The organism is Sphingobium sp. TB-6 (genome assembly GCF_012927365.1).
In the GTDB taxonomy this organism is placed as follows: Bacteria; Pseudomonadota; Alphaproteobacteria; order Sphingomonadales; family Sphingomonadaceae; genus Sphingobium.
The window spans coordinates 22476-42800 of record NZ_JABBGL010000026.1 but is presented as its reverse complement, the minus strand read 5'-3'; the positions used below and the strand labels follow the sequence as shown (position 1 = coordinate 42800).

Sequence of the window (20325 nt, the reverse complement as noted above, 5' to 3'; positions counted from 1 at the left end):
CGTCCCGTTTCACCGTTCAGTACACATCCCGCTGGTACCGATCCTCGCTTTGCAAAGTTCGAAGGAATGCCTCGGCTGCTGGAGCGGTAAGCCCCATCCCAATCTGGAAGACGGAGATCAGGGCACGATGCACATCCGGAGCCATGTTAGCCGCGTCGCCGCAGACAAAGACATGAGCACCATCGGCAATCCAACGGCAGAGTTCATCGGCCTCTTCCACAAGCCGATGCTGCACATAAACCTTGGCTTCCCCGTCACGCGAGAAAGCGGTATCAATTCGGGTCAGAATGCCCGACTGCAAAAACGCGCTCAGTTCGTCCTCATAAAGGAAATCAGTGGACCGATTGCGCTCACCAAAGAACAGCCACGCCCGGCCTGCACCTTCCTGCGCGGCGCGCTCTTGCAAGAACCCGCGATAGGGGGCGACGCCCGTGCCCGCGCCAATCATAATGACCGGAACTTCCGGGGCGGGTAGGCGAAAATGCGAATTGGAATGCACATAAACTTGAACACGTGTCCCGACGGGCGTCCTCTCGCATAGCTGACCGGTGGCTACGCCCCGGCGCTCTTCACCCCAAAGCATGTAAGCGACGGGGGCGATGGTCAGATGCACCTGACCCGGAACGGCTTTGAGACTGGATGCAATCGAATAAAGCCTAGGCTGCAGAGACCGCAACATGTTGACAAAGGTCTGCGCTTCTAGGTCGGCAGCGGGATAGCGCCGCATGATATCGACGATGTGATGATCGCGCGTCACGACCGTGGGCGGGCTGCTCTCCGATCCCGAGCCAAGAGCAGGAAGCAACTGGCTGGCCGACGCTGCACCCCATGCCTCGAGGAAGCGCGGCGTTACCGCCGTAACATCCAGATAGAGGCGGAGCGCATCGCCGAGCATCAGCGTCTCCCCTTTGAGCGTCACAACCGTTTCTGCGGCGAGCCGCCCAGCATCAAGCACAGCTGCTACCAGAGCCGGATCATTTTCGACGATGACTCCTAACGCGTCACCGGGCTCATAAGCCCCTGCAGTCGTGTCCGACAGCGATAGCGCAAGATGACGCGTGGCCTTCGTCGAACCCTCACCCGTCAGCACGCGGCTCTCAACCACGATGCCCTCGGTCAATCGATATTTTTCACGACGCGCCGCTGCTAAACCATTGCTTAGGCCGACAGACGGGGTGACTACCGGCTTATGCGTGATCGTTGCGAGCACGGCGGCCCGCCACTCTGCTGCCGGTTCCTCATAGTCGATGTCGCAGTCCACCCGGTCGAGAAGGCGCCGTGCGCCGAGTGCAACAAGTGCTTCGTCCAGGCGACGCCCGGCTGCACAAAAATGCTCGTACGTTGAATCACCAAGAGCCAGCACGGCGTAGCGCAGATGATCGAGTGATATGGCATCGGCAGAATTGAGAGCGGCAAAGAAGCCCTCTGCCGCGTAGGGCGCATCACCGTCACCGGTCGTGCTGGCAACGAAAAGCGCGATCTCGATGTCCGCTAAGTCGGCAATGTCCGCGTCCGCCATATCGATGACCCGGGCAGTCAGTCCATTCTGTTCAACAGCCTTACCCAAAGCCTTAGCGACATCCTCGCTGGCGCCTGTCTCCGTCGCGAACAGAACCGTCACAGATCCTGCTTTCAAACCGCCATCGCCGTTCGATGCCTCGTGGTCATGCCTATCGTGCACGCCGTCGGGCATGTCACCTTGGACCTGATGCGCATCGAAGGCCGTTTCGATCAATGTCACCGCAAGGATCTCCAGCCGGAAAGGTCGAACGGAGAGATCACGCCGACGCCGCCTCGGCATTGTCGAACGTCACATAAATTTTGTCGCCCTCGACTTCGACTGGATAGACCTTGACCGGAATCCAGGCCGGTACGCCCGTCACCTCACCCGTCAGGAAGCTGAAACGGGAACTGTGCGCCGGGCATTCCACGCTGTCGCCGCAAATCCATCCCTCGCTGAGGGACTCGTCCTCATGGGTGCACCGATCATCGATAGCGCGGAACCCATGATCCTCGATATGCGCGACGCAGAGCGTGCGATCGCCAACCTCGATCTTCCGCATCTCACCGGGCGGAAGGTCAGTGACTTTGAGGATTTCAACCTTGCTCATGCGCGCGGACTCCAATTGTCGAGGATGACGGGGAAAGAAATGTAAGTGGGGATCTGATCGCGGGGATCGTCCGATGGCTTAAGCGGCAATGTTTGCGCCTGCGCGTGGGGATCCCGCCTGATTCCCGCGCGGAAGAGACCTTGAACGAGCCTCAGATGACTGCCGCTCTTGCCGTCATTGCCAAGTACGGCCCGCAGGCCTAGGCATTGGTGCGCGCCGGTCGCAAACGCCAAGCCATAGCGGCTGATACCCTCTGGAATCTCTCGCCGCGGATTGAATTCATTGGCGTCGTCGCCGAAAACCGCAGCATCGCGACCCGCCCGCGCCACCCATGCCTGCACTTCGTCACCTGCCTTCAGGTGAACATCGCTGACCTCGAGATCCTCGACAGCCAGCCGCGTGAGGAAAGGGACAAAGGGCGCACGGAGCCGCAGTGCCTCCTGCAAGGCGTTGCTCACGAATTCCATATCCTCGATGCAGCCGCGATCGTCGGGATGCTTTTCGAACCAGTCGAGAAGATATTCGACGGTAGAAAGCACGGCTTGCACGCTGGTGCCGGTTGTCGCGACGAAGAAGAGGATCGCCTCCTTGATGCCGACATCCTCGTCGGCATAACTTTCATGGGCCTGCGTAGCAATCATCTGCAACAGGTTGAGCGGCACATCCTCTTCCGTCAGTTCACCCGCCTCAAGCCCCTTCAACTGCTGACGAGTATACTCGAGCGACGGACGGTAAAATTCTTCAACGAAAACCTTTTTCGCTTCGATGCCCGCTTTGGTAACGCCTTCGCGATCCTCGAAATGCGCCGCGCTCAGACCCCCAAAGATCGGCAGCGCGCATCCGCGCAACCGCGCCATGCCCTCCTCCGACTCGACGCCCTCGATACCGATGATCTTCGCCGCGAATTCCAGGAAAATCAGCTCGACCACGCCGGCTAGGTCACAACCAAACGCGCCGTCCTCGTTGCGCTTGATCATGCGCCCCATCCACCGGTCGACGGAAGGTAGAATGATGTCCTCTCGGAAGCGGACGAGCTGTTCGGGCCGCACCAGCGAATTGAGCAGGCGCCTGCGCTGGCGATGAACGTCGCCATTGCTCATGGCGAGATTGCCTTGCTGGAATTCGCGCACGTTAATCGCGGCCAAGGCGTTCGGACACACGTAATTGTCCGCTGATACATCGGCATTTTCTTCGACTGCCTTGGAGCGAAGAACCTGCTGCATGGTATCAAGCGTGTCGATCTTGACACGCGAGACCGGGCACTGAGACTTGGCTGCCTGTGGCACGGTGTCCATGTTCATACTCTCCCATTGCGGAAGTGCGCGGCCGCTTGCCGACGCATCCACCGCTTGAAACTTGCATCATCGAAATTAAGGTGAGTGAGCCGCCGTGTATGTCACCGATGCTGGGGACCAACGACGCCGCACGTCGCCATGCTGCTATAGCGCCGACCAGCCGCCATCGACGGGAAGGCAGACCCCTGTCACAAACTCCGCCTGATCGGAGCTGAGGAACATGACGGCCTGGGCGATCTCACGAGGTTTGCCTAGCCGCTTCATGGGATGCATGTCCGCGATAGCCTGCCGGGCGGCATCCTCCTGCTCCCGCTCCAGACCGGACAGGCTCTGCGCCATCATGCCGGTCGGAATCCCGCCGGGCGCTACCGCATTGATGCGGATGCGGGCGGTCGCATATTCAATGGCGGCGTTTTTCGTCAGTCCAACGAGCGCCGCCTTGCTTGCCGCATAGGCGGTCTGCATCGGCATGCTGTGATGGCTCAGGAAGGATGCCGTGTTGACTATGGATCCCCCGCCCTGCGTCTGCATGACCTTGATTTCGGCGCGCATGCAGAGCCAGACACCGGTGACGTTGATCCGCATCACGCGGTCCCACTCATCCAGGGTTAGGTCCGCCGCGAGCGTCGAGGATTGGGTTATGCCGGCGTTGTTGAAGGCGCAATCGACTCGCCCAGTAACGGCCTTCGCCCGATCTATCGCGGTTGCAACCGAATCTTCGTCTGCGACATCTGCCGTTATGGGCTCGAACCGAGCCCCGATGGCGCGGAGTTTTTCAGCCGTTTCATCCAAGCCGTCCGAGGAGCGATCAATGCCGACCACGACCGCGCCGGCCTCCGCGAAAGCCAGAGCGCTTTCCTGGCCGATGCCGCTTGCAGCACCGGTAATGAGCACTGTCTTGCCGTCGAAACGCGCTGCCATCTTATCTCTCTCCATATTTCTTATTTTGTCGGGGAGTCCGAAGCGTTAGCGGACCCGCACCAGTACGCTCGCATAATTGGCGACTGCCGCCCCGCCCATGTTGAACACACCGGCCAGTTCGGCCCCGGTAACCTGCATCCCTTCGGGTGCTTCGCCGCATAGCTGCATGGCGCAAAGCGCGTGCATCGACACGCCGGTTGCCCCGATCGGATGCCCCTTGGCCTTCAAACCGCCAGAGGCGTTGACGGGAAGGCGCCCGCCGATCTCCGTCCAGCCTTCCAGCACGGCTCGCGCGCCCTCACCGCTGGGAACGAGGCCCATGGCTTCATATTCGATCAGCTCGGCGATCGTGAAACAGTCATGTGTCTCGACAAGCGACAGATCGTCGAGAGTGATGCCCGCCTCCGCTAATGCCCTCTGCCAAGCCTTGGTGCAGCCTTCGAACTGGGTGATGTCGCGCCGCGACATAGGCAGGAAATCCTGAACATGCCCTCTCCCGCGGAAATGGACGGCGCGCGCGGCGCCAGCGGCTATGTCTGGCGCCGCCAACACGACCGCGGCCGCGCCGTCGGACACCAAGGAGCAATCGGTCCGCTTCAACGGACCTGCGACGAAAGGATTGTGCTCACTTTCAGCCCGGCAGAATTCATATCCAAGATCCTTGCGCATCTGGGCCCAGGGATTGCTTACACCATTCCGATGATTTTTGGCGGCAATCCGCGCCAGCGCGTCGGTCTGGTCACCATATTTCTGAAAATAGGATTGCGCTATCTTACCGAATATACCTGCGAACCCGCCCTCAGTTTCACCTTCTTCTGCGAGATAGGAGGCGCGAAGCAGGTTTTCGGCGATCTGCGGCGAGGTAGAATCAGTCATCTTCTCGACGCCGACCACAAGAACGATCTCCGCCCGGCCTGCTTCGATGGCGTTAACGCCTTGGAAAACTGCGGCCGACCCAGAAGCGCAGGCATTTTCCGTTCGCAATGCGGGCTTGAAACGCAGCAGAGGACTGGCTTGCAGCACCAATGCCGACGTCAGATTCTGTTTTGAAAAGCCCGCGTTGAAGTGTCCCAGGACGATGGAATCGACATCTTCCGGCCCAATACCGGCATGGGCGATGGCTTCATTTGCCGCTGCAACGACCAATGTCTCCACGGTTTCGTCGGGTTTCTTTCCAAAAGGCGTATGCCCCCAACCAATGATCGAAGCGGTCACGTTCGTACTCCACGACAAAGATGTAAGTTTCCAAAGCAATTTAGCCCAGTTTAGCGCCCTAAGATCTCCCGCTCCGCAAGCCAGTCCTGCGTGAGTGAAGTCGCGCGTTCGAGATGTTGAGGTTGTCCCACATAGTAGTGAGTCGCCCCTTCGATCACGATGTGCTGCTTGTCCGTAGACGTAGCCGCCTCATAAACGGACCGACAGTGATACTGAGGGACCGCATCGTCGGCCGTGTTTTCTATGAAGAGGAGCGGCGCAGAAATCCGCGCGGCGTTCGCAACTCCTTCTGCGTTGGTATCATCGATCGACCATTGCGAGAGCCAGGCGCGCAGAGTGGAAAAACGCGCGAGCCCAACCGGACCGCTGTTCACAGTTTCTGGCACCCCCAGATAGCATCGGCCGATCGGCCGGTCATTGGGATCGAGGGTCGCATCCAGAAAGCGAGGATCGGCAAGTGTCCGGTGCGTGACAAACCCCCGCTCCTTTTCCGCTCCACCTGCGGTCCTTAAGCGTTCAAGCGTGCTCTTCACCCACTCGGTGATCCGGCGAACCCGCGCCAATTGTGCCGCACGATATCGGGCGATGAACTCGGCCGAATAAGGAGGCTCGAGCTTTCCCGCATAGATATCGAGTGCAGGGTCGCGCACATCTGGATCGCGCTCATCGATTACCGAAGGGTCGATGATATCGAGCAGAAGTTTGGCCCGCGAACTATGCGCCGCCTGGAACACCACCGCATCAGCGGGAATCAGGCCGGCTTTCGTAAGGTCCAGAGGATCGCCTGCCGGCGTGTGGGTGATAGTCGGTGATTCTGCCTGCGATTGGTAGAAGAGGGACAGCGATCCGCCACCGCTCCAGCCTACAAGGACGATGCGCTTGTATCCCCATACCGATTTGGCGTGCCGGATATACGCCCCGAGATCGAGGAGGACATTCTCCAATATGCAGGCGGTGTCGTTCCGCGCGTATCGGCTGCCAGCGCACAGGACATGGGCTCCCCGACGTGCAGCTTCCCTGGGTACTGGAAGGAGCTGCAGCGTTGAAGCCGGATGCATGTAGATCTGCAACGTTTCGCATGGAATGCCGGCGGGTCGGATGAGGATTCCCTCGAGGTTCACAGCACCTTGATTGCCTGCGAAACCATAGGTTTCGGTGAAACTTTGCGTCTCATCGTAGTGGATGTGGACCCATTCAAAGGTGATTTCGTGCGCATGCGGCATGCAAGAACCGTGCCTTCCTGCTTCAAAAGCCTTTCGGCCTTGTGAATCTGTGTATCGATGCCTAGGATGTAGCAGGAAGCCAGGCGTGCTCGTGTCCCTACTGCGCGGGACCAAAAAGCAAAAAATCGGCATGGCTCAACGGAGAGACTATGCCTTTTTGGACCGCCTTACCGGAATTAGCGCTTCACAAGCTTGCCGCGAATTTTCCCGCCTTGATAATGTCCATCGGACAGAAACAGTTTGGCGTAAAGCTGCTGACGCTCCTCAATGATACCTGCGGGGCCGAGCACGCCACGGTTTTTCACCTGACCGCCGACAATTTGATCGAAGTGACGGCGGCCAGCATGGACGGTTCCGACACCGCCCATCGGCAGGTCGGCGTTTATCTCAAGGAAGGCCTGTGGCGCCGAGATCCTACCCTTACGGAAGCCAAGCTCCGCCTCTCGTCCGAAGATGAGGCGTTCGTCCGTACTGATATCGCCCATCTTGGCGACGACGTTCTACGCGACATCGTCTACGGCCAGCCGGATATCGGCGATCGCCTGCTCATCTGTTCCCGCTGGGGCGATGACATCGTTGGGCTAAGCGTACTGCGCTCCTCCGATGCAGGCCCATTCACTAGTTCCGATATCAACGGGGTGCAGTCGATCGCAGGAACAATTTTCGCTCTCCTCGCCAAGCATATCAGTATCACTTGGGACGGACCCAACATATCGGTCGCCCTCACGTCCCTTCACGAAATCGAAACTTGCATCTCTGCATGCGCCTCATCGCTCCCGAGGCGCGAGGCGGAAGTCTGCAGCCGTATCATCTACGGCATGTCCACTGTCGGCATCTCGCTCGAGCTCAACATCAGCGAGGAAACCGTGATGACGTACCGGAAGCGGACCTATCAGAGATTGGGTATCGCAACCCAGCGGGAACTGTTGCTCTGGTACCTGGATCTATGGAGCCACTGGCAGGATCGCGCCACCCGCGAACCCGCTCCGCTGTCGTGGAAGCCAGAGGAGATAGCGTCCACTTCATAGCATAATGCCGGCCCCCTTGGTCCGGGGCCGGCAGATAACTTAGCATGTACTTGAAGCATCAGTTAGACGGTAATCTTCAAGGCTTTCGGCGTCGCGCGGCGATCAGCTCGGTCATCGCTTGACTGACATCCCGTCCGGCTGCAATGGCGAGCTTTTTGCCTTCGTTCCACATAGTCAGGTCGGCCTGTCCCTTGGCGGAGTGGCGATTCCAATCTGGATCGGTCGGATAGGTGATTTCGAGACGAAGGCCGTTGGGATCCCGGAAATAGATACTGTAGATCAAGCCCCCGTGATCGGTCGGCCCCACGACCTCAATGCCCTTGCTCGTAAGCCATCGGTGCCACTGATCGACTTCCTCGCGCGTCTCCGCTTGCAATGCGATATGATCGAATATGTCATAGGCAGGATGAGACACAGGGGGACGTGCCGGTAATCCAGGAGCCTCGAAGAAGGCGATCGTGGACCCATCTTTCATCCGAAAGAAGATATGAAAATAGGGAAACGGATCGCCAGTCGAAGGGATTGTGTCGTCGATGACCGTACTTGCCAATTCCATGCCCATGATGTTCATGTAGAAATCGGCAGTCGCTTCGACATCATGCGTCACCCAAGCTGCATGACTAAGCATGTGCGGAGTGAGCCGTGCCGAAGGATCGGCAACCGCCGTCTCGGCGGACATAACCATGGAAATTCCTCTCTGGTTGGGAACAGGTTGCTGATAATGAAAAGCTCCGCAGGCCGCTGTCCCCAAGTCGCGGGACCGATCCGCTACTCGCGGGCGACGGATATTGCTGGCATCTCGCCGATGCTCACATTTTGTCGCCTCCATGCATCAATCTGCTCCTGGCGTCTCAATGTCTCGCCAATCTCGTCAACCCCTTCCAAGAGCGCAGCCTTGCGGCCAGCGTCGATGTCGAACGCTGAAACATAGGCGCCATCGGCTTCTATACATTGCCGGACAAGGTCGATCTTCATGCGGGCGGTGGCAGGGATTTCGGCGAGGCGCTGAAAGCGTTCGTGTTCCTGTAACTCGAGGATGATCGGCAGGATCCCGTTCTTGAAGCAATTATTGTAAAAGATGTCCGCGAAGCTTTTCGCGATAATTACGCTGATCCCAAAGTCGATCAGCGCCCATGGCGCATGCTCCCGACTTGAGCCACAGCCGAAATTATGCCCGGCGATCAGGATGCCCGCATTCCGCCAGGGGTCGCGATTGAGGATGAACCCCAGATTTTCGGACCCATCTTCGCGGTAGCGCATGCGTGCGAACAGGGCGGCGCCCAGCCCCGCGCGGCTGACCGTCTTGAGAAATTCGCCCGGCAAGATCTTGTCAGTGTCGACATTGTCCTGTGGCAGAGAGGCCGCGATTGCGTCAAGTTCCGTGAATTTCCGCATCAAAAATAGGTCCTGACATCGGTGATCGACCCCGCCACTGCCGCTGCCGCTGCCATGGCCGGCGACATGAGGTGCGTTCGACCGCCAGGCCCTTGCCGCCCCTCAAAATTGCGATTGGAGGTGGAAGCGCAGCGTTGCCCAGGCGACAAGCGATCGGGATTCATCCCCAAGCACATCGAACATCCAGCATCCCGCCACTCAAATCCCGCATCCCGGAATATATCGGCAAGCCCTTCCTCTTCAGCCTGACGCTTGACGCTGCCGGAACCCGGCACGACCAGCGCGCGCACGCCTTTAGCCACGTGACGCCCAGCCGCGATCGCCGCAGCGCTGCGCAGATCCTCGATCCTCCCATTTGTGCAGCTGCCGATAAAGACGACATCGATCGGCACGCCCATGATCGCCTGCCGCGGCCGCAACCCCATATAATCGAGCATGGTACGCGCCTGATCCTGCTTCCCAAGCTCCAGCGATTCGATCGAGGGTATCGCCTCATCGATGCGGATTACGGCTTCCGGGCTGGTGCCCCATGTCACCATAGGTGCAACCTCCCTGGCATCCACGAGCAGCTCCTTGTCGAACGTGGCGCCGGGGTCGGACCGCAACTCCAGCCAGCGATCCGTCGCTTCTTGAAAGGCTGCCCCAGCCGGAACGCTGGGCCTGCCCTCCAGCCATGCAAAGGTCTTGCTGTCGGGCGCGATAAGGCCAGCGCGGGCGCCTGCTTCAATCGACATGTTGCACACGGTCATCCGCCCGGCCATGTCTAGGTCAGTAATCGCCTGCCCGACATATTCGATCACATGGCCGGTTCCGCCAGCGGTCCCAAGCTTGCCGATAATATAAAGGACGAGATCCTTCGCCGTAGTGCCGATGGGTAGGGCATGCTCGACCTGCACGCGCAGGGTGCGTGCCCACTTTTGCCGCAAGGTCTGGGTAGCAAGGACGTGCTCCACCTCCGACGTGCCGATGCCGAAGGCCAAGGCGCCGAAGGCGCCATGGGTGGAGGTATGACTGTCCCCGCAGACGATCGTCATGCCGGGAAGCGTCAGGCCTAGTTCGGGGCCGATGACGTGAACGATGCCTTGCGCCTCGCTGCGCAGCGGAACGTACGGCACGCCGAACTCCGCGACGTTCCGTTCGAGCGTCTCTACCTGAAGTCTGCTGTCGGGATCCGAGATCGGCCTGTCGCGATTTTCGGTGGGCACATTATGATCCGCAACCGCTATCGTCAGTTGCGGATACGGAAGCTGCCTACCCGCTGTGCGAAGTCCCTCGAAAGCCTGCGGGCTGGTGACCTCATTGATCAGATGGCGATCGATCTGGAGCAGCCACGATCCATCATCAAGCTCCAGGATCGCATGCGCTTCCCAGATTTTCTCGAAGAGAGTGCGGGGCTTGCCGGTCACGCCATTTCCTCCCGGCGTGTCTGTGCATTCAGCGCGTCACGAACCCGCCCGCCGACACAAGCGCCAGGGAGGGTCGCGGCTTTGTCCGCCGCCTCCAGCAAGCGCGACAGATCGATGCCTGTAGCCACCCCCATCTTTGCGAACGTCCAGATGAGATCTTCGGTCGCAACGTTGCCTGTCGCACCCGGAGCGAAGGGACAGCCGCCTAGCCCCCCAAAGGATGAGTCGATCACCGACACGCCCGCGTTGAACGCCGCCAGCGCGTTGGCCACACCAAGGCCATAGGTATCATGGCCGTGAAAGGCCCAGTGACGAAGCTGCGGGAAACGTTCCTTCGCGCTTCGGAAAAGGTCGCCAACCCTGTCCGGGGTCACCCGGCCAGTCGTATCGCACAGGCAGTATTCCGCCTCCGCCGACACCTTTGCCAGTGCCTCGACCAGATTGAGCGTGGCAGCCGGATCGACTGGGCCATCAAACGGGCAATCGAACGAGGTGGCAAGGTTCAGACGAATCTTGGCGTCAGGCGGGAGCAGTGCAACGATTGCCCGAAAATCTTCGACAGATTCCTGCGGCGTCCGCAACACATTACTCTGATTGTGCTTGGGCGAAACTGAAAGCACGAAGGCAAGGTGCCGTGCATCGGCGGCAAGCGCGCGCTCCGCCTGACGCTGGCTGGGAACGAGCACCTGAATATCCAGGCCCGGTTTCGTCGCGCAATGGGCAAGCAATTGCGGAGCGTCGGCCATTTGCGGGACCGCGCGAGGGCTTACGAACGCCGTCGCCTCCATGCGCCTTATGCCGGCGTCATAAAGCATGTCGATCAACAATGCCTTTAGCGCGGTGGGAATGAATTCACCGATCGGCTGAAAGCCGTCCCTAGGGCCGACCTCGACAATCGAAACTAATGATGCGCTCATTTCAAAACTCCGGCGCTTTTGAGTTCGAGAATATGTGTTTCGTCGTAACCCAGCAGATCCTTCAGGAGGGTTTCGCTATCGGCACCGATGTCCGGACCAGTATTGCGCACTTGTCCCGGGCCGTCGGGAAAATGCGGCACGATGCCCGGATGAAGGACCATCCCAAGCAGGGGATCCTCCAGTTCGCGTACCATTCCGCGCGCACGATATTGAGGGTCGCGCGCGATATCCTCGGCCGTGTAGACCTTCGAAGCCGGGATATCCGCGTCGGCGAGCATCTTCGAGAGCCTCTCGGCCGCGTGGCCACGACTCCATTCCTCGATCAGCGCGTCAAGCTCGCAAGCGTGGCGGACACGTTGCGCATTTCCCTGGAATCGCGGATCGTCGATAAGGTCGGCTCGATCCATAATGCCCAGCAATTTGGCAAAGAGGGGCTCGGAATTGGCGGCGATGAGAATCCATTGCCCATCGGCTGTCGGATAGGCGTTGGACGGCGCGGCGGTGGCGATCGCGCCACCCGTCGGCTGCTTGACCTTGCCCAATGCGCCAAATTCGGGAAGCATTCCCTCCATCAAACTGAGCACGCTTTCGGTCAGCGCGACGTCCACCATTTGAAACCTGGGGTCTGCGCCAAAACTCTCCCGGCGCCAGAGGGCGGAGACGATGCCGAAGGCGGCATATAGTCCCGCCAGCGAGTCACCGATGCTGACGCCTACACGAACCGGCGGCAGCCCATAGGTTCCGGGGGGATGGTTCGTCAGATGTCGGATACCACCGATCGCTTCGCCGATCACGCCGAAGGCGGCCTGATTGCGTCCCGGCCCACTTTGGCCATAGCCCGAAACATGCGCGACGATCAGCCCCGGCTGGCGCTCACGCAGCACCTCCGGGGCAAGTCCCATCTTGGCGAGTTGGCCGGGGCGAAAATTCTCCACGACTACGTCGCAGTGCTCGACAAGATCGAGCAGAACCTGACGACCGGCGGGGGTCTTGAGGTCGAGCGCGACACTACGCTTGTTGCGCCCGTGAACCGACCACCAAAGCGACCGCCCGTTGACCTGGGCGCCCCATTGTCGCACCGGATCCCCCTGTGGCGGCTCGATCTTGATGACCTCGGCGCCCAGATCCCCAAGCAGGCGTGTACAGAAAGGCGCGGCAACGAAATGGCCGATCTCCAGCACGCGGATGCCCGAAAGGACACCCCCTTCGCCGCCCTGCTCGTCGCTCATGCGCCCACCGCATCCTTCGCAGCGCCGCTCAACGCCTTGTAATTGCTGATCCGGTCGGGATCGATCTCAAGGGGCCGGCGATAGGATGGATCGAGGCGATCCCGGCTGGGCTGCGGAGCCGTTTCGGCGACCTTGAACTCGAATGGTTGCAGGCAATCGTAATTTGCGCCGCCTTCCGGGGTCTTCGATCCTTCGACCGTATTGATGGAAGGCGCCACCCAGTCCACGATATATTCGCGCGCGACGATACCCCATTTGCCCTTCCGCTTTTCCATGCGGTCAATGTAGCGGCCGCCAATGGCGCTGAACGGGGCTCCCGTCTTGTTCATGCCGGAATAGGACAGATATGTTTCACAATGCGCGACATCGCCGTCGATCCAGGCGAGGTGATTGCCGATCATGTGCTGAGTCGCGCTATGATTTTCTGAATGCATCTTGCGCACCCAGGACCAGAATTCGTCCGGCGATCCGACGAACATGTTGTGATCGTCGATCGCGTCTTCATGATAGGCGGACATCACCATCTCCCTGTCGAGACGATCGACGCCACGGCAGTACCGGTTCACCACGTCCAGAATTTCCTGCCGATCCATAAGATAGGTCAGCTTTTCCTGCATCTCCTCAAGCGTCATCATATGCTGCTTCTCCGGTTCCAGTCTGCTGCGCGCTCGATGCGATCGAGCAGCCGGTGAGTTTTGACGGCATCATCAAAGGTCGGAGCGATCGAAGAACCGGTGGTGAGGTCTTCATGGACCGCGCGGTAGGCATGCGCGACGGCGTCGGAATATCCCAAGGGATCGGTCGGCAGCAGCCGATATTGCGCCGGAACGGTCAGATCATCGGTCGGCCCGGTGCCTTGGCGACCGCTTATCCGCACATGGCCATATTGAAGATGACCGCTGTTGCCTTCCACGATGAGAACCCCATCTCTCCCGTTGATTTCCCAACGGAATCCACATTCTGGCGCATCGCCTCCGCGATACTGAAGCGCAACGACCGCGCCGCTGTCCAATATACCGCCGACCGCAATCTGGTCTGGAGCTGTAGCGTCAACGCTCCCGTCCGCATCGACGAGCTTCACCAACGGGTAGCGCGTCGCCAGGCTGGCATGAAGGCGCGAGAAATCGCCGAGAACCCAGGTGAACATGTCGACCATATGGCCGAACGGAATGCTCAGCATCGTCGCCCCGCTCGTATCGTCCAGCACATAGGCCATGCCGGCCATGGCGGCACCGCCCCAGGGAAATCCGCCCGCACCGATCACATTGGACGAAATCACCTCGCCAACATAACCCTTCCGGACCAGATCGCGCAGGTAGCGGATAGCCGGTGCACTCCGACCCTGCAGGCCCACAAAGGCTCTGACGCCGCGTTCCTCGGCGGAGGCCGCGATCGCGCGCCCTTCGTCCAAATCCTTGCCGAGCGGCCATTCGCAGTAGACCGCCTTGCCCCGATTTAGGGCCTGAGCGACCAGTTCCTTATGATGCGGCACCTTGACGGTGACGACCACCAGGTCGATGCCCGGCTGCGCGGCAAGTATGGCAGGATCGTCCGTGGCGAAGCCAATGTCATGAGCCTCACCCGCGGCTTGAGCACTGCCCGGCGTCGAAGCGGACAGCGCCCGGATCACAAAACGATCCGGCATGGCGCGAAGTGCCTCGAAATGGGCCGTGGCGGCCCAGCCTCCCTTGGCGCTCAATCCAATGATGCCAACGCCTAGCGGTGCTGCGGTCCCAGGCATCTATCCGGCCACCCGCGAACCGGGCGTGAAGTTCACATGGAGGCTTTCAAGCGCATGGATCTGGAAATGCTCCATAAACCTTGGTGCTGGATGATTTTCAGATATGCGGATGTCCTTCAATCGTTCCAGCAGGCGGTTGATCGCCACCCGCATCTCCATGCGCGCAAGCTGGTTACCGACGCAGAAGTGAATGCCTCGACCGAAAGCCAGATGGTTCCGAACGCCCTTGCGGTCGATGTCGATCTTCTCGGGACATTCCCATTTCGCCTTGTCATAATTGCCCGCTAGGTAGCTGACTTGGACCACCGTTCCCTTGGGGATCTCCACACCGCACAGTTCGGTGTCCTGCGTCGTATAGCGATATTGATGCGGCACCGGGGCATGGGCGCGCAGCATCTCTTCTATCACGGCCGGAATCAGTGCGGGATCGGCGATCAGCCGCGCCTTCAACGCCGGATCGCTCAGGATCATATACATGGCGCTTGTGATGCCCGTGGTCGTGGTCTCGTTGCCTGCGACAAGGATGAGCTGCGCGATCATCAGCAGCTGGCCCATCGTCAGCTTTTCGCCGTTCACCTCCGCATGCACGAGCCGGCTCAGCATATTGTCATTGGGCGCCGCTTCATATTCGCGCGCGCGGGCCGCCAGATAATTCTGCATGTCGATCATGCGATCCGTCAGCATGAGCTCGCGCTCCGGAGGACAGTTGGGGTCGTTGCGATCCACCCAAGCCGTCGACCAGAGCTTGAACTGCTCATAATCTTCCCGGGCAACGCCAAGCTGGTCGGAAATAATGTACATCGGCAGGTGAACGGCAAATCCCGAACTCAGGTCGGTCTCACCCTGCTCGATAAATCCGTCAATCAGCTCGTCTACGAGGTTTAACGCATAGGGTTCAAGCTTCTTGACATAGCTTGGCGTGAACACTTTATCGACCAATGCCCGGTGAAGGCCGTGTTCCGGCGGGTCGGCGAACGCCAGCACATGCTCTTCGGGCCAGCCGCGCTCGCGATAACGCTTCGCCACCTCTTCGGACACCGACGTCTGCCGGTTGATCATGATCGGCGTCTTGCTCGAAAAGATCCCGGGATTGCTGTTGACATAATTGATGTCGTCATAACGGCTGACGATGTACATCCCCGTACCGGGGTCCCGGTATACCGGCGCTTCTTCCAGCAACCGATTTAGGAAAGGGAAAGGGCATCGCTGCACTTCACCCGATGTGTAGCTACCCAGGTCATCCTTCACGGTTTCCATATTCCTGCTCCACTGACTGCCGGTTCCGACTTTCTTGCGAAGTCGTTCGGACGTCATTCAAAACTTACTGGTTCGTCCTAGCAGACGCGCTGCATGCAGCCTGTCACCGAGCACCGGGACAGCGCGCACTAATCATGCGGCCAGAGCGGACGCACCGCTCTGGGCAACTTGCTCATCCTGATCGGGCAGCACTCCCGATACTCCGATGGCGCCGACACAATACCCGTCCTGCCGGAGCGGGATGCCCCCACGAAACGGATAAATTCCTGCTATCGCGGTCATCGACGGCAGAGCGGCGACGGCTTGTTCCAACGCGGCGGTGGACATGTTGAGTTCTACCGCCGTGCGCGCCTTTCCCTCGGCTACCCGCAACGAGATGAGCGGCGCATCTTCAAGCCGATCCAGACGCAGCAGATGGCCGCCTTCATCGACGATGCAGATCGTCACCGCAAAGCCGCCTGCCGCTGCGGCCGCATGCGCTTTGGCCATGATCCCATCGATCTCGGCGGGTGTGAGACGCGGTCGAAAAAGCATAGTCATTCCTCTCCCGCCGCCAAGGGCGCCGTGCTCATGCCTTCACCTTCTCCGTCCAGCGGCGCCGTCCGGTACATGTCCAGGATGAAGGCGTCGATTTCCCTGTCTGTCCTGCTGCGTGCCAACTCGCACATATATTTCGCATCTTCCCCCACAGGGTAGCGCGTTTCGGGCGTCTTCACCTTCAAGGCGTGAAGCACCACCGCAGCAAGAGCATCGGGAGAGGTAAATTTCTCGGCAGCCAGACCTTCGTCAGCCCTGTACTTCATCTGTCGGTAAAGCCGCCCGTAAAGGGCTGCCTCTTCCTCCGGCAGATGGGTTATCACCTGCGCGAGCGATGCCTGGCTGCGCCGCATCATCTGGGTATCAAGAGCGCCCGGCTGCATAAGCACGACATCGACGCCCCAGGCGCTCGCCTCCTGCCGCATGACATCGACCAACCCTTCGAGTGCAAACTTGGAAGCGACATAACTCGCCATTACGGGTGTCGCGACGACACCCGACCAGGACCCCGTCAATATGATGCGACCCCGCGTCCGCCTGAGCGCGGGCAGGCATGCCTGATAGACAGCGAGATTGGAGAGACAGTTGATCTCCATCGTACGACGGAACACGTCCAAGGGGGTCATTTCGGCCGGAGCGAAGGGTGCCACGGCAGCGCAAATGACGACTGCGTTCAACGACCCGAGTTTGCTTATCAGACGCTCGACTTGCGCCCGGAGCTCCTCGGGATGGGAAAGGTCGGCATGTTCCAGCGCCGCGCAGTCTGGGAATGCCTTGGAGAAGGGGAAGATCGCTTCGGGGCGCGAAACGGTTGCAGCCACCTGGTAGCCCGCCTCCAGTAGCGCTTTCGTGACCGACAGGCCCATCCCCCCGTTCCCACCGATCACGAGGGCGGCGGGCGCGGTCAAAGCTGCCTTCCCTGGCGCATCAGCCTCACAGCGATTCTCTAACGAGAGCAAGCGTACCATGGTCCTCGACCGCGGTGGAGACCCGGAGCAGCGCCACGGCCATTGTCTCCCAGCCATAGCTTTCCGGCGGACAAGTCAACCATCCGATATACAGCGTCCAGAGGGCCGCGCGCCTATGCTCGGTCCAGAGCACTTCGGGTGAGGGAGGTGTCCGCACGCCCAATTCGATCAGCTTGTCGCGGTAATATTCAAGCAAAGCCCGCTCATACGCGCGTCGCTCCGCAATCGATAACGCGGTGTTGATGATATAGGTGACGTCGTGAAGCGCGAAGCCCTTCACGCATAACTGCCAATCATGCAGACCCACACTGCCGTCCGGCATGCGATAGGTGTTGCCGATATGAAGATCCCCATGGAGCAACGTCTGCGGCAAGGTTGCCTGATGCTGCTTGTTCGCGCACATGCCCGCGAACAGTTCGCGTTCGGTGGTACCCAGCCGCTCCAGCAATTCCCGCTTGAATTTGTGAAGCTCCAACTGACTGCGAATGCCTTCTTCAGGAATGACGCTTCGCATATGGTCTTCCACGCCGCCGCGGAGATGGGTTTCGACCCAGGCCATATCTCCAACGAACCGGTCGCTTTCCCAAAAGGTCGCATGAACCTTGGCGATGGCGTCGAGTATGCGCTTTACATTCTCGACGCCCACCGCATCGAGATTGCTCGGGAAGGTCGCCCCCCGTTGCGTGACGTCCTCCATGATTAGCAGGTAGCGCTTCGTCGCCCGATCGAAGTAGCCACCAAGCGAGCCCGGGGCCTCGATGGCAAGGGACGGCCTTATGCGGTTATAGAAATTTACCTCATTCGCGAATAATCCGTCGAGCTGACAGTACCACGCATCCGTGCCCTTTTTGCGCGGATCGAAGGATAACTTAAGGATGACGTCACGGGGCAGGTCAGCCGGAGAACCATCCGAATAATCAAGTGTTGCCGTAGCCCGCGCCGATGTCGAAACATCTCCGTCGCCATATTCGTGCGACTTGACGATCGACACGCCACCGACAGTGGCGCCGGGAACCACTTGACTGACAATATCGCTGAGAAGACCCGGAGTCAGTTCATAGGGAGAGGGAGGTATTTGCATCAGAAGACTCCTTGGATTATTCGAACAGCGCTGCCAGTATGTCGAGACTCCCCGAGAGCAGTTGAAGCCGGCTTTGTTCGAAATCTCGCGCCTCGGCTTCCGGCAGAGGCGTGTCATAGGTCAGGCGGCGCTCGACGAGGGTCGGACCTTCGCCACTGACGGGGTAGAGCTGCATCGCGCCATAGACATTATAGACCGGCAGGGGCAATTCGCCGATAACGTCATATTCCTGGACCCAAACCCGATCATCCATGCCCGTGAGTACTTCATCGAAATAGCTCCCGTCGGAATAGGTTACTCTCCGCCTCACGCCGATCGTGAGCCCGTCACCGCCCTCCAGTGTTATTTTTGGATGATGCTCAATCCATTGTGAATGCGAACCGAAGTCGCGGATCGCCGCCCAGATCTGGGCGACGGGTGCATTGATTATCCTACGCGCGCGCACCGTGGGCATTAGAACTGTTCCTCATTTATGTACGTTATTGAGCCGTCATTCCGCCGTCGACGGGTATCGCAGCTCCAGTAATGAAGGACGCGTCGTCGCTGGCGAGAAATGCTACCACAGCAGCGATTTCGCTGGGTTCGGCAAAGCGTTTTAAGGCGTGCTTATCTGCCCAGGCTTCCACCATCCCTTCCTCCATGAACGAAAGGGCCAGGGAAGTCAGAACACCGCCCGGACATAGCGCGTTGACGCGAATGTTATGGCGGCCATATTCCAATGCCGCAGACCGAGTCATGCCGACTACCGCGGCTTTGGAGGCCGCATAGATGGACAAGGTTTCAAAGCCGATGAGAGCGGCAACTGACGCGATGTTGACGATGGCCCCGCCTCCCCCCGCGACCATTGAAGGCAGGACATGCCGCATAGCCAACCAGCAAGCCCGCAAATTAACATCGATCACCCGAGCGAAATCTCGTTCCTCGCCGTCAGCCAGCAAGGCGGGCACACCGTCGATTCCCGCATTATTCACTAAGATGTCGATCCGGCCCCAACGCTGCTCGATGTCGCACAGGGCAGCCCTCAGCACGGACGAATCGGCAACGTCGCCGATACTCCCACATGCCTGATTGCCGATTGCCTCCGCCACGGCTTTCACCCTCTCGTCCAGATCGATGCACATAACCTGTGCACCTTCTTCCGCGAGACGGCGCGCTGTTGCCTCTCCGATTCCTTGCGCCGCGCCCGTCACCACGGCGACCCTCCCCTTCAGACGCGGCGCCCTAGAAGTCGTAGCGGTCATCGCAACGTCCAGCCGCCATCGGCGGCAAAGCTCCCGCCGGTGAGGAAACTGGCCGAATTCGACGCCAGAAAGACGATAACGTTTGCGATCTCCTCCGGCGTCCCGGGGCGTGGTATCGGCAGCCCCGAAGCAAATTGCAGGATTGGAGCGAAAGCCTCCTCCCCCCCATCGGGTCGCACCATCGGCGTGTCGACCAATCCGGGGTGAACGGAATTCACTCGTATTTTATCCTTAGCGAGATCGAGCGCGGCCACCTTCGTCATACCCGTCACGGCAAACTTGCTCGCTGTATAGGCAATAGCCCCCCATTCGGCTTTCAAGCCCGCGACGGACGAGACGTTCACAATTGCACCTCTGCCAAAGCGAATCATGGAAGGCACAACCGCCTTCATGCCGAGAAAGCAGGAGACCTGATTGACATCGATCGTACGCCGGTAATCCACCTCGCTCACTTCGTGCAGAGGCGCCGGAGGCAGAGCTATCCCGGCGTTGTTCACGAGGATGGAAATCGGACCGAACGCATCTTCCGCTATAGAAACAGCGGCGCTCCAGTCACAAGCGTTGCTGACATCATGAGCCGCAAACCGAGCGGCCTCGCCAATTTCTGCGGCGACGCACGCGCCTTCGGCCTGCTTCACGTCCGTCAGGACAACCTTGGCTCCAAGAGCCGCCAGCGATCTCGCCGCTGCGGCGCCGATCCCACCGGCCGCTCCGGTGACAATGGCAACCTCGCCCAGCAATGTTTCGGCGTTCATGCCAT

Annotated in this window: 21 protein-coding genes; 1 reads left to right on the top strand and 20 read right to left on the bottom strand. The window is 59.7% G+C overall.

Features of this window, described 5'->3' with window-relative positions; genetic code table 11:
- Window positions 1-16 precede the first annotated feature (16 nt).
- From HHL26_RS22035 to HHL26_RS22010, 6 genes are all read right to left on the bottom strand, one after another.
- Window positions 17-1741 (bottom strand): flavodoxin domain-containing protein, encoded by a 1725-nt coding sequence (locus tag HHL26_RS22035; RefSeq protein ID WP_158511804.1) that lies wholly within the window; start codon window positions 1739-1741, stop codon window positions 17-19.
- 37 nt (window positions 1742-1778) lie between these two features.
- A complete protein-coding gene (locus tag HHL26_RS22030; protein ID WP_066564622.1) occupies window positions 1779-2111 on the bottom strand; it encodes a non-heme iron oxygenase ferredoxin subunit in 333 nt (110 codons plus the stop codon).
- The gene (locus HHL26_RS22025) at window positions 2108-3412 is read right to left on the bottom strand and encodes a cytochrome P450 (protein WP_066564625.1); all 1305 of its coding nucleotides are present in this window, start codon (window positions 3410-3412) and stop codon (window positions 2108-2110) included. The genes HHL26_RS22030 and HHL26_RS22025 overlap by 4 nt, the downstream gene beginning before the upstream one ends.
- 138 nt (window positions 3413-3550) lie before the next feature.
- Complete coding sequence (locus HHL26_RS22020) at window positions 3551-4327, bottom strand: glucose 1-dehydrogenase (protein ID WP_066564628.1); 777 nt, start codon at window positions 4325-4327, stop codon at window positions 3551-3553.
- Window positions 4328-4372: 45 nt separating this feature from the next.
- On the bottom strand, window positions 4373-5482 hold the full coding sequence (locus HHL26_RS22015) for an acetyl-CoA acetyltransferase (RefSeq protein WP_346765615.1): 1110 nt from the start codon (window positions 5480-5482) through the stop codon (window positions 4373-4375).
- A gap of 110 nt (window positions 5483-5592) precedes the next feature.
- Window positions 5593-6765 carry an alpha/beta fold hydrolase gene (locus HHL26_RS22010; protein ID WP_066564642.1) on the bottom strand — a complete coding sequence of 391 codons (1173 nt, stop codon included), beginning with the start codon at window positions 6763-6765 and terminating at the stop codon, window positions 5593-5595.
- A gap of 149 nt (window positions 6766-6914) precedes the next feature.
- Between HHL26_RS22010 and HHL26_RS22005 the strand changes: the two genes are divergently transcribed.
- Window positions 6915-7793 (top strand): LuxR C-terminal-related transcriptional regulator, encoded by an 879-nt coding sequence (locus HHL26_RS22005; RefSeq protein ID WP_066564645.1) that lies wholly within the window; start codon window positions 6915-6917, stop codon window positions 7791-7793.
- Window positions 7794-7869: 76 nt separating this feature from the next.
- Here HHL26_RS22005 and HHL26_RS22000 read toward each other — a convergent pair whose 3' ends face one another.
- The 14 genes from HHL26_RS22000 to HHL26_RS21935 form a co-directional block, all read right to left on the bottom strand.
- Window positions 7870-8478: a VOC family protein gene (locus HHL26_RS22000; protein ID WP_240962547.1), complete on the bottom strand. Its 609-nt coding sequence runs from the start codon at window positions 8476-8478 to the stop codon at window positions 7870-7872.
- Between the two features lie 83 nt (window positions 8479-8561).
- Window positions 8562-9188 carry a 3-isopropylmalate dehydratase small subunit gene (leuD, locus tag HHL26_RS21995; protein WP_066564647.1) on the bottom strand — a complete coding sequence of 209 codons (627 nt, stop codon included), beginning with the start codon at window positions 9186-9188 and terminating at the stop codon, window positions 8562-8564.
- A complete protein-coding gene (gene leuC, locus HHL26_RS21990) occupies window positions 9188-10594 on the bottom strand; it encodes a 3-isopropylmalate dehydratase large subunit (protein WP_066564650.1) in 1407 nt (468 codons plus the stop codon). Before leuC ends, leuD begins: the two co-directional genes overlap by 1 nt.
- Window positions 10591-11511, bottom strand: coding sequence for a hydroxymethylglutaryl-CoA lyase (locus tag HHL26_RS21985; RefSeq protein ID WP_169576722.1), 921 nt, complete (start codon window positions 11509-11511; stop codon window positions 10591-10593). The genes leuC and HHL26_RS21985 overlap by 4 nt, the downstream gene beginning before the upstream one ends.
- The gene (locus tag HHL26_RS21980) at window positions 11508-12740 is read right to left on the bottom strand and encodes a CoA transferase (RefSeq protein WP_066564655.1); all 1233 of its coding nucleotides are present in this window, start codon (window positions 12738-12740) and stop codon (window positions 11508-11510) included. Before HHL26_RS21980 ends, HHL26_RS21985 begins: the two co-directional genes overlap by 4 nt.
- Window positions 12737-13375 carry a nuclear transport factor 2 family protein gene (locus HHL26_RS21975; RefSeq protein WP_066564658.1) on the bottom strand — a complete coding sequence of 213 codons (639 nt, stop codon included), beginning with the start codon at window positions 13373-13375 and terminating at the stop codon, window positions 12737-12739. The genes HHL26_RS21980 and HHL26_RS21975 overlap by 4 nt, the downstream gene beginning before the upstream one ends.
- Window positions 13372-14481, bottom strand: a complete 1110-nt coding sequence (locus tag HHL26_RS21970; protein ID WP_169576721.1) for a Gfo/Idh/MocA family oxidoreductase — start codon at window positions 14479-14481, stop codon at window positions 13372-13374. Before HHL26_RS21970 ends, HHL26_RS21975 begins: the two co-directional genes overlap by 4 nt.
- Window positions 14482-15738 carry a cytochrome P450 gene (locus HHL26_RS21965; protein ID WP_158511805.1) on the bottom strand — a complete coding sequence of 419 codons (1257 nt, stop codon included), beginning with the start codon at window positions 15736-15738 and terminating at the stop codon, window positions 14482-14484. It lies immediately after the preceding gene.
- A 132-nt stretch (window positions 15739-15870) separates the two neighbouring features.
- Window positions 15871-16278: a heme-binding protein gene (locus tag HHL26_RS21960; protein WP_082749252.1), complete on the bottom strand. Its 408-nt coding sequence runs from the start codon at window positions 16276-16278 to the stop codon at window positions 15871-15873.
- A complete protein-coding gene (locus tag HHL26_RS21955; RefSeq protein ID WP_169576720.1) occupies window positions 16275-17183 on the bottom strand; it encodes an SDR family NAD(P)-dependent oxidoreductase in 909 nt (302 codons plus the stop codon). The genes HHL26_RS21960 and HHL26_RS21955 overlap by 4 nt, the downstream gene beginning before the upstream one ends.
- 25 nt (window positions 17184-17208) lie before the next feature.
- Entirely contained in the window at window positions 17209-18234 is a 1026-nt protein-coding gene (locus HHL26_RS21950; protein ID WP_169576719.1) for a phosphotransferase, read from the bottom strand.
- Window positions 18235-18340: 106 nt separating this feature from the next.
- On the bottom strand, window positions 18341-18778 hold the full coding sequence (locus HHL26_RS21945; RefSeq protein ID WP_169576718.1) for an SRPBCC family protein: 438 nt from the start codon (window positions 18776-18778) through the stop codon (window positions 18341-18343).
- Window positions 18779-18803: 25 nt separating this feature from the next.
- Complete coding sequence (locus HHL26_RS21940) at window positions 18804-19565, bottom strand: SDR family NAD(P)-dependent oxidoreductase (RefSeq protein WP_066564680.1); 762 nt, start codon at window positions 19563-19565, stop codon at window positions 18804-18806.
- Entirely contained in the window at window positions 19562-20320 is a 759-nt protein-coding gene (locus HHL26_RS21935; protein ID WP_066564683.1) for a glucose 1-dehydrogenase, read from the bottom strand. The genes HHL26_RS21940 and HHL26_RS21935 overlap by 4 nt, the downstream gene beginning before the upstream one ends.
- Window positions 20321-20325: the final 5 nt, after the last annotated feature.

Bases quoted from the DNA above. Each gene is read 5' to 3' on its own strand.
- HHL26_RS22030 (WP_066564622.1), bottom strand. From the start codon at position 2,111: ATGAGCAAGGTTGAAATCCTCAAAGTCACTGACCTTCCGCCCGGTGAG.
- HHL26_RS22025 (WP_066564625.1), bottom strand. From the start codon at position 3,412: ATGAACATGGACACCGTGCCACAGGCAGCCAAGTCTCAGTGCCCGGTC.
- HHL26_RS22020 (WP_066564628.1), bottom strand. From the start codon at position 4,327: ATGGCAGCGCGTTTCGACGGCAAGACAGTGCTCATTACCGGTGCTGCA.
- HHL26_RS22010 (WP_066564642.1), bottom strand. From the start codon at position 6,765: ATGCCGCATGCGCACGAAATCACCTTTGAATGGGTCCACATCCACTAC.
- HHL26_RS22005 (WP_066564645.1), top strand. From the start codon at position 6,915: ATGCCTTTTTGGACCGCCTTACCGGAATTAGCGCTTCACAAGCTTGCC.
- HHL26_RS22000 (WP_240962547.1), bottom strand. From the start codon at position 8,478: ATGGTTATGTCCGCCGAGACGGCGGTTGCCGATCCTTCGGCACGGCTC.
- leuD (WP_066564647.1), bottom strand. From the start codon at position 9,188: ATGCGGAAATTCACGGAACTTGACGCAATCGCGGCCTCTCTGCCACAG.
- HHL26_RS21985 (WP_169576722.1), bottom strand. From the start codon at position 11,511: ATGAGCGCATCATTAGTTTCGATTGTCGAGGTCGGCCCTAGGGACGGC.
- HHL26_RS21980 (WP_066564655.1), bottom strand. From the start codon at position 12,740: ATGAGCGACGAGCAGGGCGGCGAAGGGGGTGTCCTTTCGGGCATCCGC.
- HHL26_RS21975 (WP_066564658.1), bottom strand. From the start codon at position 13,375: ATGATGACGCTTGAGGAGATGCAGGAAAAGCTGACCTATCTTATGGAT.
- HHL26_RS21970 (WP_169576721.1), bottom strand. From the start codon at position 14,481: ATGCCTGGGACCGCAGCACCGCTAGGCGTTGGCATCATTGGATTGAGC.
- HHL26_RS21965 (WP_158511805.1), bottom strand. From the start codon at position 15,738: ATGGAAACCGTGAAGGATGACCTGGGTAGCTACACATCGGGTGAAGTG.
- HHL26_RS21960 (WP_082749252.1), bottom strand. From the start codon at position 16,278: ATGACTATGCTTTTTCGACCGCGTCTCACACCCGCCGAGATCGATGGG.
- HHL26_RS21945 (WP_169576718.1), bottom strand. From the start codon at position 18,778: ATGCCCACGGTGCGCGCGCGTAGGATAATCAATGCACCCGTCGCCCAG.
- HHL26_RS21940 (WP_066564680.1), bottom strand. From the start codon at position 19,565: ATGACCGCTACGACTTCTAGGGCGCCGCGTCTGAAGGGGAGGGTCGCC.
- HHL26_RS21935 (WP_066564683.1), bottom strand. From the start codon at position 20,320: ATGAACGCCGAAACATTGCTGGGCGAGGTTGCCATTGTCACCGGAGCG.